Raw genomic sequence first — 12,839 nt, 5'->3', positions numbered from 1 at the left:
ATGCTGCGCGCACGGATCGTCCTCACGCTCTACATCCTGTTCCTGATGCTGCCGATCTACTGGCTCGTGAACATGAGCCTGAAGACGAACACCGAGATCGTCAGCGGCCTGACGCTGTGGCCGCACACCCTGACCTTCGAGAATTACCGGCGGATCTTCACCGATTCGTCCTGGTATTCAGGCTACCTGAACTCGTTGCAGTATGTGGCGCTGAACACGGTGCTGTCGATCGCGCTGGCCCTGCCGGCGGCCTACGCCTTCTCGCGCTACCGCTTCGTGGGGGACAAGCATCTGTTCTTCTGGTTGCTGTCCAACCGCATGGCCCCGGCGGCGGTCTTCGCGCTGCCGTTCTTCAACCTCTATTCGGCCATCGGGCTGTTCGACACGCCGCTGGCCGTGGCGCTGGCCCACTGCTTGTTCAACGTGCCGCTGGCGGTGTGGATCCTGGAAGGCTTCATGTCCGGGGTACCGCGGGAGATCGACGAGACCGCCTATCTCGACGGCTACAGCTTTCCGCGTTTCTTCGTGAAGATCTTCATGCCGCTGGTGGCCAGCGGGATCGGCGTCACCGCCTTCTTCTGCTTCATGTTCAGCTGGGTCGAGCTGCTGCTGGCGCGCACGCTGACCTCGGTGGACGCCAAGCCCATCGCGGCGACGATGACGCGCACCGTCTCGGCCTCCGGCATGGATTGGGGGCTGCTGGCGGCGGCGGGGGTGCTGACCATCCTGCCCGGCGCGCTGGTGATCTGGTTCGTGCGCAACTACATCGCCAAGGGCTTCGCCCTGGGCCGCGTCTGACGGGAGGGAGGACGCCGCCATGGACACCGTCACCGAACATCTCGCCTGGATGGCCTGGACCTGGCAGACCGGCGCCTTCTTCGCCGTCATCGCCGGGCTGCTGACCCTGCTGACCGTCCTGGCGCTCAACCGGCCGGAGGTGGCGCGCCCCGGCGTTCTGGGCATCACCACGACGCGCGGCGACCGGCTGTTCATCACGCTGCTCGGCAGCGCCTTCATCCACCTCGCCTGGCTGGGGCTGGTGGGCGGGGAGGTGCAGTACGCGACCGCGCTTTCGCTTCTCTACGCCGCGGCGGTCTTCCGCTGGGTGTGACGGCCGGCCTGTGCCGGCCGGAACGGGCCTAAAACAATGGAAACGGGAGGAATAAACGATGCGTACCCTGTATCTCGCCTCCGCATCCGCGGCGGCGCTTCTTCTGTCATCGGCCCCGGCCTTCGCCGACATCGAGGCGGCCAAGCGCTGGATCGACAGCGAGTTCCGGCCTTCGACCCTGTCGAAGGAGGATCAGCTGAAGGAAATGCAGTGGTTCATCGACGCCGCCAAGCCCTTCGCCGGCATGGAGATCAACGTCGTCTCCGAAACCATCACCACCCATGAGTACGAGGCCCGGACGCTCGCCAAGGCCTTCAGCGAGATCACGGGCATCAAGCTGCGCCACGACCTGATCCAAGAAGGCGACGTGGTCGAGAAGATCCAGACTCAGATGCAGTCCGGCAAGAACATCTACGACGCCTGGATCAACGACAGCGACCTGATCGGCACCCATTTCCGCTACAAGCAGGTGGTTCCCCTCACCGACTGGATGGAGGGGGAGGGCAAGGATGTGACCCTGCCGACGCTGGACGTGAACGACTTCATCGGCAAGTCCTTCACCACGGCGCCTGACGGCAAGCTCTACCAGCTCCCCGACCAGCAGTTCGCCAACCTCTACTGGTTCCGCTACGACTGGTTCACCAACCCGGACATCAAGGCGAAGTTCAAGGCCAAGTATGGCTACGATCTGGGCGTCCCGGTCAACTGGTCGGCCTATGAGGACATCGCCGAGTTCTTCACCAACGACGTGAAGGAGATCGACGGCGTCAAGGTCTACGGCCACATGGACTACGGCAAGAAGGACCCATCGCTGGGCTGGCGCTTCACCGACGCGTGGCTATCGATGGCCGGCAACGGCGACAAGGGCCTGCCCAACGGCAAGCCGGTGGACGAGTGGGGCATCCGCATGGAGGGCTGCCGCCCGGTCGGCTCCTCCGTCGAGCGGGGCGGCGACACCAACGGCCCGGCCGCCGTCTACTCGGTCACCAAATACGTGGAATGGCTGAAGAAATACGCGCCGCCGCAGGCCGCGGGCATGACCTTCTCCGAATCCGGCCCGGTGCCGGCCCAGGGCAACGTCGCGCAGCAGATGTTCTGGTACACCGCCTTCACCGCCGACATGGTGAAGGACGGCCTGCCGGTGGTGAACGCCGACGGCACGCCGAAATGGCGCATGGCCCCGTCGCCCAAGGGCGCCTACTGGAAGGACGGCATGAAGCTGGGCTACCAGGACGCCGGGTCCTGGACTCTGCTGAAATCCACCCCGGTGGACCGCCGCAAGGCGGCGTGGCTCTACGCCCAGTTTACCATGGCGAAGTCGGTCAGCCTGAAGAAGAGCCATGTCGGCCTGACCTTCATCCGGGAAAGCGACATCTGGGACAAGAGCTTCACCGAGCGCGCGCCGAAGCTGGGCGGGCTGGTCGAGTTCTACCGCTCTCCCGCGCGCGTGCAGTGGACGCCGACCGGCGTGAACGTGCCGGATTACCCGAAGCTGGCGCAGCTCTGGTGGCAGAACATCGGCGACGCTTCGTCGGGCGCCAAGACGCCGCAGGCGGCCATGGACGCGCTGGCCGCGGCCCAGGACTCGGTGATGGAACGGCTGGAGCGGTCGGGCGTGCAGGGCGAATGCGGGCCGAAGCTGAACAAGAAGGAGTCGGCGGAGTTCTGGTTCGCCAAGGCCGAGAAGGACGGCACCACCGCGCCGCAGCGCAAGCTGTCCAACGAGAAACCCAAGGGCGAGACGGTGGACTACGACCAGCTCATCAAGTCCTGGCCGGCCTCGCCGCCGAAGAAGGCCGCGATGGCGCAGTGAGGCGATGACTTGAATCCCTCTCCCGTCCCGGGAGAGGGTGGCCCGAAGGGCCGGGTGAGGGTCGTTCGAGGATCAAGGTGCTGATCCTTGCCAGTACCCTCACCCTCCCACGCTGACGCGTGGGTCCCTCCCTCTCCCGAGACGGGAGAGGGGAAAGAAGAAAGACCATAGGAAAGACCATGTCTGAAGCCGGCCACGTCCTCGCCATCGATCAGGGCACCACCTCCACCCGCGCCATCGTCTTCGACCGGCGGGGCGTTCCCGCCGGGGTGGCCCGGCGCGAGTTCGCGCAGCATTATCCCGCCGACGGCTGGGTGGAACACGATCCAGAGGATATCTGGCGCGACACCGTGGCGGTGATGCGGGGCGCCGTGGACGAAGCCGGGCTGAGCGCTACGGACATCGCCGCCATCGGCATCACCAACCAGCGCGAAACCACCGTCGTCTGGGATCGCAGCACGGGTGAGCCGGTGCACCGCGCCATCGTCTGGCAGGACCGCCGCACCTCCGACCTCTGCCGCAAGCTGGTGGAGGAGGGCTGCGGGCCGCTGGTGCGGCGCAAGACCGGGCTGCTGATCGATTCCTACTTCTCCGCCACCAAGATCGCCTGGATTCTCGACCATGTCCCCGGCGCGCGGGAGCGGGCGGAGCGGGGCGAACTGTGCTTCGGCACCATCGACAGCTTCCTGCTGCACCGCCTGACCGGCGGGCGGGTGCACGCCACCGACGCGACCAACGCCTCGCGCAGCATGGTCTTCGACATCCACCGCCAGGACTGGGACGACGAGCTTCTCGCCCTGTTCCGCATCCCCCGCGCCATGATGCCGGAGGTGCTGGACAGCAGCGCCGAGTTCGGCGCGACGGAGCCGGACCTGCTGGGCCGCGCCATCCCGATCACCGGCATCGCGGGCGACCAGCAAGCGGCCACCTTCGGGCAGGCCTGCTTCGAGCCGGGGATGGTGAAATCCACCTACGGCACCGGCTGCTTCGCCCTGCTGAACACCGGCAACGAGCCGGTGGACTCGCGCTCCAACATGCTGACCACCGTCGCCTATCGGCTGGACGGGCGGACGACCTACGCGTTGGAGGGCTCCATCTTCATCGCCGGGGCGGCCATCAAGTGGCTGCGCGACGGGCTGGGGATCATCACCCACGCCTCCCAGACCGACGACATGGCGACCCGCGTACCGGACAGCCACGGCGTCTATCTGGTGCCGGCCTTCGTGGGCCTGGGCGCCCCCCATTGGGACCCCGAGGCCCGCGCCGCCGTCTTCGGCCTGACGCTGGACGCCGGCCCAGCCCACATCGCCCGCGCCGCGCTGGAGGCCGTGGCCTTCCAGACGCGCGACCTGCGCGACGCCATGGTCTCCGACTGGTCGGCCTCGCACAAGGCGACCTCCGACGCGCTGCGGGTGGACGGCGGCATGGCGGCGAACGACTGGCTGTGCCAGTTCCTGGCCGATGTGCTGGACCTGCCGGTGGAACGCCCGGCGGTGATCGAGACGACCGCGCTGGGCGCTGCCGGGCTGGCCGGGCTGAAGGCGGGGGTCTATCGCGATCAGGCGGCGTTGGCCGGCGCCTGGCGTTGCGACCGCCGGTTCGAGCCGCGAATGGACGCGGCCAAGCGCGTCCGCCTGTACGAGGGATGGCTGGACGCCGTGCGCCGCGTGCGCCGCGAACGCTGAGGGATAGGGGCCATGACTCTGTTGGGCGAGGATCTGCGCGGCAAGCGCGTGCTGGTGACCGGAAGCAGCCGGGGCATCGGGGCGGCGGTGGGCACCGCCTTCGCCAGCCTGGGCGCGCGGGTGGCGCTCCACGGGTCGGGCGGCAGCGATGCCGCGGCGAGGCTGGCGCTCGCCCTCACGGCGGGCGGGACGGAGGTCTACGCCGTCACGGGCGACTTCCGCAACCCGCGCGCCGTGGAGTCGGCGGTGGACGCGGCGGTGCAGGCGCTGGGCGGGCTGGACATCCTCGTCAACAACGCCGGCACCATGGTCGGGCGGGTGCCGCTGGAGCGGATCGGCGACGATTTCCTGGACGAGGTGATCGACCTCAACCTGCGTTCCGTCGTCGTGGCCTGCCGGCGCGCCCTGCCGGCCCTGCGCGCCTCCGGGGGCGGGGCCATCGTCAACACCGTCTCCATCTCGGCCCGCACCGGGGGCAGCCCCGGTTCCTCGATCTACAGCGCGTCGAAGGCCTTTGTCTCGACCTTCACCCGCTCCCTGGCGGCGGAGCTGGCGCCGGACCGTATCCGCGTCAACGCCGTCTCGCCCGGCACCATCGACACCGACTTCCACCAGCGCTACTCCTCGCCGGAGAAGCTGGCGGCGACGGCAGCGCGCATCCCGCTGGGCCGGCTGGGCACGGCGGAGGACTGCGTCGGCGCCTATCTGTTTCTGGCCTCGGAGGCGCTCAGCGGCTACATCACCGGTCAGGTGATCGAGGTGAACGGCGGCCAACTCATGGCGTGAGCGGCTCCGGTTGGCCAAGCCGGTCCAGGACGAAGCGCAGCCGCTCCGCCACCGGCGCCTTGGGCAGTTCGACCAGCTCGTAACCCAGCCCGCCGTAGGTCTCGACCATGGCGTCGTGGGTCGCCACGGCTTCGGCCAGTGTCTGCCGGCGCTCGGTGTCCGGCCCGAAAATCTCCGGCCAGGGCGGCGCTATGAAGACGGTCCGGTGATAGCGGAAGCGGCGGGCCGCTGTTTCCAGATGCGCGGGCACCGGACGCTTCATCAGGCGCAGATAGCCGATGACGTCCGGGATGCCGCGGTCGAAGAAGACCGCTCCCGCCTGCTCCCGCGCGAGGCGGAGGGAGCGCAGTTCCCAGCACAGCATCAGCTCCGCGAAGGCCGACGGGTCGATCCAGGGCAGCGCCGGCCCGCCGATGGACATCTGGTCCTGGATGATGGCGCGGCCCGCCTCCACGCTGTGGGCGTGGCCTTCGCTGGCCAGCGCGTCGATCAGGGTGCTCTTTCCGGAGCCCGGGCCACCCGTGACGACGACGAAGCGGCGCGCGTCTTCGCTCATGGGACGTCTTCCTGTGTTGTTGGTACAGTCGCCGTGGAAAGGACGAATCATGCCGCCCAAACGCCTCCTCGTCGTCGCCCACTGCCCGTCGCCCAACACGCGGGCGTTGCTGGACGCCGTGCTGCGCGGGGCGCGGTCGCCGGAGGTGCAGGGGGTGGAGGTGGTGGCGAAACCACCGCTGGAGGCCGGGCCGGAGGACGTGCTGGAGTCGCAGGGCGTGATCCTCGGAACGACTGAGAATCTGGGGTACATGAGCGGGGCGCTCAAGGATTTCTTCGACCGCAGCTATTACCCCTGCCTGGAGCGCACGCAGGGGCTGCCCTACGCGCTGTTCGTCCGGGCGGGCCATGACGGGACGGGGACCTGCCGCGCTGTCGCCTCCATCGCGACGGGGCTGCGCTGGCGTCCGGTGCAGGAACCGCTGGTCTGCCGCGGCCCGTACCGCGACGATTTCGCCGCCTCCTGTGCGGAGCTGGGGCTGCTGATGGCCGCCGGGCTGGAGGCGGGGATTTTCTGATGGCCTATGCCCGGTGGGGTGGCATCTATCGGGAGTGCTATTGACGACACCCCCCATTCATACAGTCTCCTACGTGCAACGAAACAGCGTCACGCCCGATGACGCGTGCATAAGGAGGGGCCGATGGAGAGCAGCAAGGGCCGGCCGGTCTGGCGCGGCGAGGTCAAACAGGTCGGGACCATCACGGTCACCGACGACACGACCGGAAAAACCGTCAAGCTGCCGCTGCTGGAAGGCGAAACCGGCCCGCGCGCCATCGACGTGCGCAAGCTCTACGCGGAAACCGGCTATTTCACCTTCGATCCCGGCTTTACCTCCACGGCGAGCTGCGAGTCGGCGATCACCTACATCGACGGCGACGAAGGCATCCTCCTGCACCGCGGCTACGCCATCCAGGATCTGGCGGAGAACTGTGATTATCTGGAGGTCTGCCACCTCCTGCTGCGCGGCGAGCTGCCGAATCCGCAGCAGAAGGAGGATTTCGAGCGCACCATCACCTACCACACCATGGTGCATGAGCAGTTGAGCCGCTTCTACAGCGGGTTCCGCCGCGACGCTCACCCCATGGCGGTGATGTGCGGCGTGACCGGCGCGCTGTCGGCCTTCTACCACGACTCGACGGACATCCTCGACCCGCGCCAGCGGATGATCGCCGCGCACCGGCTGATCGCCAAGATGCCGACCATGGCCGCCATGGCCTACAAATACTCGGTCGGCCAGCCCTTCATGTATCCGCGCAACGACCTTAGCTACGCGGAAAACTTTCTCTACATGACCTTCGGGACGCCGTGCGAGACCTGGAAGGTCGATCCGGTCCTGGCCCGCGCCATGGACAAGATCTTCATCCTGCACGCCGACCACGAGCAGAACGCCTCGACCTCCACCGTGCGTCTGGCCGGCTCGTCGCACGCCAATCCCTTCGCCTGCATCGCCTCGGGCATCGCGGCGCTGTGGGGTCCGGCCCACGGCGGCGCCAATGAGGCCGTGCTGCTGATGCTGGAGGAGATCGGCACGGTCGAGCGCATCCCCGAATTCATCAAGCGCGCCAAGGACAAGAACGATCCCTTCCGCCTGATGGGCTTCGGGCACCGGGTCTACAAGAACTACGACCCGCGCGCCAAGATCATGCGCCAGACCTGCTACGAGGTTCTGGACGTGCTGGGCATCAAGGACGAACCGCACCTCGCCATCGCGATGGAGCTGGAGAAGATCGCGCTGGAGGACCCCTACTTCGTCGAGAAGAAGCTGTATCCCAACGTCGACTTCTACTCGGGCATCATCCTGAAGGCGATGGGCTTCCCGACCAGCATGTTCACCGTGCTGTTCGCGCTGGCCCGCACCGTCGGCTGGATTTCCCAGTGGCAGGAGATGATCGAGGACCCGCAGCAGAAGATCGGGCGCCCCCGTCAGCTCTACACCGGCAATCCGGGCCGCGCCTTCGTTCCGCTGAACAAGCGCGGCTGACGGAACGCCGGTCCATTATCCCACGGCGATGCGGTAGCTCAGCTCCCGCATCGCTCCGGGGGCGAGATGCAGCAGCCCCGGCTTGTCCGCGAACTCCCCGTCGAAATCCGCCGGGGAGGCGTGGCCGTGCCAGGGCTCGATGCACAGGAAGGGCGCGCCGGTTGGCTTCGACCAGATGCCCAGTTCCCGGAACCCCTCCCAGGACATGGTAAGGGTCGGGGTGCCGGGCGCGCCGTAGCGGACGGAACGGCTGGCTGGCCGGTCGAGGATCACCGCGTCCCGCGTGAACAAACCCTCGCTCAGCGGCAGGCGGCGGCCCTCGATGGGCGTCGGCTCCGGATGGGGCGACAGCAGGCCGCCATCGACGCGGCGGATCGGTTCGGGCTCGTCGGTTTCGAACAGAAGCTCGTGCGCCTCCTTCGGAACGCTGTCCTGCAACGGCCAGAGAAAGGCCGGATGCACGCCGAGCGAGGCAGGCATCGTCTCATCGCCCGGATTGGTGATGCGGTGGCGGATGGTCAGCCCTTCCGCGTCCAGCTCGAAGATCAGCTCCAAACGGAAGGCGAAGGGATAGAGCGCGCGGGTCTGCGCGTCGTCGGACAGCGACAGGCGGCAGAGGGTGGCGGTGTGTTCCCCCCAGGCGAAGCGGCGGTCGCGGGCGAAGCCGTGCTGGGTCATGCGGTAGGTCCGGCCGCGGTGGCGCAGCGTGTCGTCCTTCAGCCGGCCGACGATCGGGAACAGCACCGGCGCGTGGCGCGGCCACTCCGGACCGGCCTGCCAAAGCAGTTCCCGCCCGTCGAGGGTCAGGGAGGACAGCTCCGCCCCATCGGCCTTGATCGCGGCGCCGAGGCGTCCGTTGCTGAGCGTGTGCCGGTCCATGGGGCTGTGTCCTTTGTGAAGATCAGTGGGGCGGATAGACCGCGGTGATGCCTTCGATGATCGTCTGGGCGGCCAGCGCCGCCAGGACGATGCCTAGAACACGGCTGACCGTGTGGATCACCGTGCGGCCGAGCAGCTTGTTCACCAAATCGGCAACGACCAGCAGCGCCATGACGCTGCCCACGGCGACCGCGGCGGCGCCCAGCACCATGCCCTGGCCGCCCAGAGTCGCGCCGTAGCGGTCCATCAGCAACAGCGTGGAGGTGATGGCGCCCGGCCCGGCGATCAACGGAATCGCCAGCGGGAAGACGGCGAGATCGTGGGCCTCCTCCTCCGTCCGGGCGTCGTCGGCGGTGCGCTCCTTGCGCTCGGCCCGGCGTTGGAACAGCATTTCGAAGGCGATCCAGAACAGCAGCGCACCGCCGGCGATGCGGAAGGCCGGCATGCCGATCGACAGGGCATTCAACACCAGTTCGCCCAGATAGGCGAAGAAGACGATAATGGCGAAGCTGATCAGCGGACCGCGGAGGGCGATGGTGCGCTTGCGCCGGCTGTCGAAGCCGCGGGTGAGGCCGAGATAGATCGGAACCAGCCCGATCGGATCGACCACGACGAGAAACACCACGAGCGCGCTGATGAAATCTTCCACGGACGGAACCCCGGACGGCATGACCCTGTTGACCCACCTTCTGTTAGCAAAGCCACCGCGGGCGGCCAAGGGGAGGCGCGCCGGGAGCGGCGTTAAAAAAACGGTGAATGTGAACTGCAATCCATGCTGGCGCGTGGCGTGCCGGTGGCTATAATCGTTTCACAATTCAAATTTTCTCCCCTCCCGGAGCACAGGCGTTGAGCAAGACCGTAATCGTCGTGGACGACAGCAAGCTGTCCCGCATGCATGTCCGCGGCATAATACTTCGGAACAAGCCGGATTGGACGGTCATCGAGGCGGCGAACAGCGCTGAGCTTTATGGAAAACTCGACGAAAGTGATATCCATATCGCCATAATCGACTTCAATATGCCCGGCGACAACGGCCTGGAGGCCGCCGCCCGACTGCTGCAGGCGAAGCCGGACATCCGTGTCGCCATCATCACGGCCAACGCCCAGGATTCGGTGGTGTCCGGCATCCGCGCACTGGGCGCCGCCTTCATGCCCAAGCCGCTGGAGGAGGAGCAGATGGCCCGCTTCCTGGCCGCCGCCAGCCTGCCGCGCCGTCCTTTGTCCAGCGATGCAGCCGGCGGGGACGCCGGTTGACCGGCACGGTCCGGCCGGCGCGCGCCGATGGACCCGACCCCTATGGGCATTGACCTAGGCGGCGTTGGCCCGGCCGGCATTGACCCAAACGGCTTTGGTCTGGACGAGCTGGAACGCGACGCGCTGACGGAGCTGGGCAACATCGGCGTCGCCCGGGCGTCCACGGCGCTCAGCCGGATGATCGGCGGGCCGGTGGAGATTTCCGTGCCGATGGTCAGCCTCGTCCCCGGCGACCGGGTGTGCGGCCTGCTTCGGTCGGCGATGCCGGGGGAGCTGATCGCGGTGACGGAGTGCCTGTCCGGCGCCTTCCTCGGTTCGGCCATCCTGCTGATGCCGGAACGCAGCGGCCTGCCGCTGGCCGCGGCCGCGCTGCCGCCCGGCGTCCCCAAGGAGGACGCGGCGGAGCTGGTGGAGGAGGCACTGGCCGAGGTCGGCAACATCGTGCTGAACAGCTGCCTGTCCTCCATGGGGAATCTGCTAGGCGTCGCGGTCGGCACCACCCTGCCGCAGGTCTTGCGCGGCGTGGGGGACGACCTCCTGGAGCGCTGCGGCGTCGCCCTGACGGCGGAGGCGCAGGCCATCCTGCTCCACGTCACCTTCCGCACACCGCCCCACGATGTCGAGGGGACCGTCGTCCTGGCGCTCGACGCTGGATCGGCGGTGGAGTTGAAGGCGGCCATCGGGCGCTACATCGGCCGGGTGCTGGCCTGAGGGCGGGCAACAACCGGCAATCATCACACGCCAATCAACACGAGTCCCCGATAGGGAAACACGGGCTCACGGGGTAGGGGGTTTGGATCATGGCCTTGGTCAAGAAGAAGCGGATCGACACGGCGAGCGCCTCCCGCGACGCGGACACCGGCGAGGACGCGGTGGGGCTTCCCAATGACGCCGGTCTTCCCGGTCCGCCCGACAACGCCCTCTCGACCCGTCGCGCGGCGGAGGTGCGACGGCGCGCCCGCGCCGGAAACCGGCGGCGCAAGGCGGCGGAGGGCATCGCCGCCGCGTCGAACGAGCTTGCCAGCGGCGTGACCCAGGCCGCTGCCGCCGCCGAGGAACTGCGCAAGGCGATGGAGCAGGTGGCCGCCGGCGCGGAGGAGGCGGCGAGCGCCACCCAGCAGTCGCAGCGGATGATCGACCGCAGCGCCAGCCTGATCGGGCGGGCGCGCGGCAACGCCGAAGCCTCGCTGTCGCGGATCGAGGCGCTGCAGGCGCTGATGAAGGATGTCAGCGCCCAGATCCTCACCTCCGTCGATGGCCTAGTCCGCGCCGCCGCGCGGCAGGAGGCCGCCGTCGCGCTGGTTCGTGACCTGGAGCGGCAGGCGGCGGAGATCGGCGCCATCGTCGAAGGGGTGGCGGTCATGGCCGACCAGACCAACCTCCTGGCGCTGAACGCCGCCATCGAGGCCGCCCGTGCGGGTGACGCCGGGCGCGGCTTCGCCGTCGTGGCCGACGAGGTGCAGGCCCTGGCCGAGCGCTCCGAACGCTCCGCCAACGAGATCAACCGCATGGTCGCGGAGATACAGAAGGCGGTGAGCGCCATCGCGGAGAGCATCGTGGCCGGCGCCGACGCGTCCAAGACCGAGGTGGAGCGGGGGCGCCAGATCGCCACCCAGCTCGACCGGGTGCGTGACGGCATGGGTGATATCGCCCGCGGCTCCCAGGAGACCATCAAGGCCGCGTTGGAGGCCGATTCGGCCGGACGTGAGGCGCAGCGCGGTGCCGAAAGCGTCGCCTCCGCCGCGGAGGAGCAGGCGGCGGCGAGCGAGGAGGCGCTGAAGACGGTCGGCGAGCAGGCCAAGGCGCTCGCCCAGAGCGAGCAGGCCGCCGGCCAGCTGTCCGACCTCGCCGACGAGCTGACCGGCAGCACCGACGTCCATCGCGCCGCCGGTGATCTCGCCTCCGCCGCCGAGCAGCTCTCCGCCGCCATCGAGGAGATCAACCGCGCCGCTGCCCAGATCATGGCGGCGATCACCCAGATCTCCCGCGGCGCCCAGGCTCAGGGGGCGGCGACCCACCAGTCGAGCAGCGCCATCGCAGAGATCGAGGCCAGCGCTCGGCTCAGCCACAGCCGCGCCGAGGATGCGCTTCAGCGCTGCGTCGGGCTGGAGGCGCTGCTGTCCGAGACGCAGGACATGGTGGGCGCCCTGACCGCCGGGGTGGGTGAGGCGGTGGCCGCCAGCCGCCGCACGGTGGAGCGGATCGGCGCCATGGAGCAGATCGGGCGGCGCATCGACAAGGTGGTCGACGCGATCTCGATCATCGCCATCCAGACCGGCATGCTGGCGGTCAGCGGCTCCATCGAGGCGGCGCGGGCCGGGGAGTTCGGGCGTGGCTTCACCGTCGTCAGCAACGACATCCGCAACCTCGCCCGCGACAGCTCGGAGAATGTGGAGCGGGTGAAGGACATCGTCCACGCCATCCAGGATCAGATCGGGCGCGTCCGCCGCGACATCGAGGACATCGGGACCGAGACGGCCCGCCAGTCCCTGCGCCACCAGGAGTTTGCCGGCAGCCTCGCCGCGGCCATCGCCGACCTGCGCACCGTGACCTCCGGCAGCCGCGAGATTGTCGAGAACGCCGGCGAGGTGCAACGCGCCGTGGCGGAGGCGCAGAAGGGTGTGGAGCAGGTCGCCGTGGCGGCCAACCAGGCCAACCGCTCCGCCAACGAGGCGGCCAAGGCCGCGCGGGAGCAGGCCAAGGGCGCCGAGGAACTGGCCGCCGCCATCGAGGAGATCGCCGCCATGGCCGAAGAACTGCAAGGGGCCGGCTGA

13 protein-coding genes are annotated in these 12,839 nt (G+C 68.4%); 10 read left to right on the top strand and 3 right to left on the bottom strand.

Features of this window, described 5'->3' with window-relative positions; genetic code table 11:
* The 5 genes from ACWPXE_RS02105 (at position 1) to ACWPXE_RS02085 (ending at position 5,395) form a co-directional block, all read left to right on the top strand.
* Positions 1 to 798 (top strand): carbohydrate ABC transporter permease, encoded by a 798-nt coding sequence (locus tag ACWPXE_RS02105; protein ID WP_014242527.1) that lies wholly within the window; start codon positions 1 to 3, stop codon positions 796 to 798.
* 19 nt (positions 799 to 817) lie between these two features.
* Positions 818 to 1,111 carry a DUF2160 domain-containing protein gene (locus ACWPXE_RS02100; RefSeq protein ID WP_094306232.1) on the top strand — a complete coding sequence of 98 codons (294 nt, stop codon included), beginning with the start codon at positions 818 to 820 and terminating at the stop codon, positions 1,109 to 1,111.
* Between the two features lie 58 nt (positions 1,112 to 1,169).
* A complete protein-coding gene (locus tag ACWPXE_RS02095) occupies positions 1,170 to 2,924 on the top strand; it encodes an ABC transporter substrate-binding protein (protein ID WP_454016492.1) in 1,755 nt (584 codons plus the stop codon).
* Positions 2,925 to 3,103: 179 nt separating this feature from the next.
* On the top strand, positions 3,104 to 4,609 hold the full coding sequence (gene glpK / locus ACWPXE_RS02090) for a glycerol kinase GlpK (RefSeq protein WP_454016491.1): 1,506 nt from the start codon (positions 3,104 to 3,106) through the stop codon (positions 4,607 to 4,609).
* 12 nt (positions 4,610 to 4,621) lie between these two features.
* The gene (locus ACWPXE_RS02085; RefSeq protein WP_454016490.1) at positions 4,622 to 5,395 is read left to right on the top strand and encodes an SDR family NAD(P)-dependent oxidoreductase; all 774 of its coding nucleotides are present in this window, start codon (positions 4,622 to 4,624) and stop codon (positions 5,393 to 5,395) included.
* Here ACWPXE_RS02085 and ACWPXE_RS02080 read toward each other — a convergent pair.
* A complete protein-coding gene (locus ACWPXE_RS02080; RefSeq protein WP_454016489.1) occupies positions 5,385 to 5,951 on the bottom strand; it encodes an AAA family ATPase in 567 nt (188 codons plus the stop codon). The two genes, ACWPXE_RS02085 and ACWPXE_RS02080, sit on opposite strands and share 11 nt — an antisense overlap.
* A 49-nt stretch (positions 5,952 to 6,000) precedes the next feature.
* Between ACWPXE_RS02080 and ACWPXE_RS02075 the strand changes: the two genes are divergently transcribed.
* Both ACWPXE_RS02075 and gltA read left to right on the top strand, forming a co-directional pair.
* The gene (locus tag ACWPXE_RS02075) at positions 6,001 to 6,468 is read left to right on the top strand and encodes a flavodoxin family protein (protein WP_454016488.1); all 468 of its coding nucleotides are present in this window, start codon (positions 6,001 to 6,003) and stop codon (positions 6,466 to 6,468) included.
* A gap of 123 nt (positions 6,469 to 6,591) precedes the next feature.
* Complete coding sequence (gene gltA, locus ACWPXE_RS02070; protein WP_454016487.1) at positions 6,592 to 7,932, top strand: citrate synthase; 1,341 nt, start codon at positions 6,592 to 6,594, stop codon at positions 7,930 to 7,932.
* Between the two features lie 15 nt (positions 7,933 to 7,947).
* On the opposite strand, the gene ACWPXE_RS02065 is transcribed toward gltA, so the two are convergent.
* Together ACWPXE_RS02065 and ACWPXE_RS02060 are read right to left on the bottom strand one after the other, a co-directional pair.
* Complete coding sequence (locus tag ACWPXE_RS02065) at positions 7,948 to 8,811, bottom strand: aldose 1-epimerase family protein (RefSeq protein ID WP_454016486.1); 864 nt, start codon at positions 8,809 to 8,811, stop codon at positions 7,948 to 7,950.
* A 22-nt stretch (positions 8,812 to 8,833) separates the two neighbouring features.
* Entirely contained in the window at positions 8,834 to 9,460 is a 627-nt protein-coding gene (locus tag ACWPXE_RS02060) for a MarC family protein (protein ID WP_247889784.1), read from the bottom strand.
* Positions 9,461 to 9,657: 197 nt separating this feature from the next.
* On the opposite strand from ACWPXE_RS02060, the gene ACWPXE_RS02055 reads away from it, so the two are divergent.
* The 3 genes from ACWPXE_RS02055 (at position 9,658) to ACWPXE_RS02045 (ending at position 12,839) form a co-directional block, all read left to right on the top strand.
* On the top strand, positions 9,658 to 10,065 hold the full coding sequence (locus ACWPXE_RS02055; protein WP_454016485.1) for a response regulator transcription factor: 408 nt from the start codon (positions 9,658 to 9,660) through the stop codon (positions 10,063 to 10,065).
* Between the two features lie 42 nt (positions 10,066 to 10,107).
* Positions 10,108 to 10,776: a chemotaxis protein CheC gene (locus ACWPXE_RS02050; protein ID WP_454016484.1), complete on the top strand. Its 669-nt coding sequence runs from the start codon at positions 10,108 to 10,110 to the stop codon at positions 10,774 to 10,776.
* A gap of 89 nt (positions 10,777 to 10,865) precedes the next feature.
* Positions 10,866 to 12,839, top strand: coding sequence for a methyl-accepting chemotaxis protein (locus ACWPXE_RS02045; protein ID WP_454016483.1), 1,974 nt, complete (start codon positions 10,866 to 10,868; stop codon positions 12,837 to 12,839).

The sequence above is a fragment of the Azospirillum sp. Marseille-Q6669 genome (assembly GCF_965111635.1).
The sequence above is the reverse complement of the archived record's forward strand: the minus strand, read 5'-3'. Positions and strand labels throughout refer to the sequence as shown.

Bases quoted from the DNA above. Each gene is read 5' to 3' on its own strand.
- glpK (WP_454016491.1), top strand. From the start codon at position 3,104: ATGTCTGAAGCCGGCCACGTCCTCGCCATCGATCAGGGCACCACCTCC.
- ACWPXE_RS02045 (WP_454016483.1), top strand. From the start codon at position 10,866: ATGGCCTTGGTCAAGAAGAAGCGGATCGACACGGCGAGCGCCTCCCGC.
- gltA (WP_454016487.1), top strand. From the start codon at position 6,592: ATGGAGAGCAGCAAGGGCCGGCCGGTCTGGCGCGGCGAGGTCAAACAG.
- ACWPXE_RS02105 (WP_014242527.1), top strand. From the start codon at position 1: ATGCTGCGCGCACGGATCGTCCTCACGCTCTACATCCTGTTCCTGATG.
- ACWPXE_RS02085 (WP_454016490.1), top strand. From the start codon at position 4,622: ATGACTCTGTTGGGCGAGGATCTGCGCGGCAAGCGCGTGCTGGTGACC.
- ACWPXE_RS02095 (WP_454016492.1), top strand. From the start codon at position 1,170: ATGCGTACCCTGTATCTCGCCTCCGCATCCGCGGCGGCGCTTCTTCTG.
- ACWPXE_RS02075 (WP_454016488.1), top strand. From the start codon at position 6,001: ATGCCGCCCAAACGCCTCCTCGTCGTCGCCCACTGCCCGTCGCCCAAC.
- ACWPXE_RS02100 (WP_094306232.1), top strand. From the start codon at position 818: ATGGACACCGTCACCGAACATCTCGCCTGGATGGCCTGGACCTGGCAG.
- ACWPXE_RS02050 (WP_454016484.1), top strand. From the start codon at position 10,108: ATGGGCATTGACCTAGGCGGCGTTGGCCCGGCCGGCATTGACCCAAAC.
- ACWPXE_RS02065 (WP_454016486.1), bottom strand. From the start codon at position 8,811: ATGGACCGGCACACGCTCAGCAACGGACGCCTCGGCGCCGCGATCAAG.
- ACWPXE_RS02080 (WP_454016489.1), bottom strand. From the start codon at position 5,951: ATGAGCGAAGACGCGCGCCGCTTCGTCGTCGTCACGGGTGGCCCGGGC.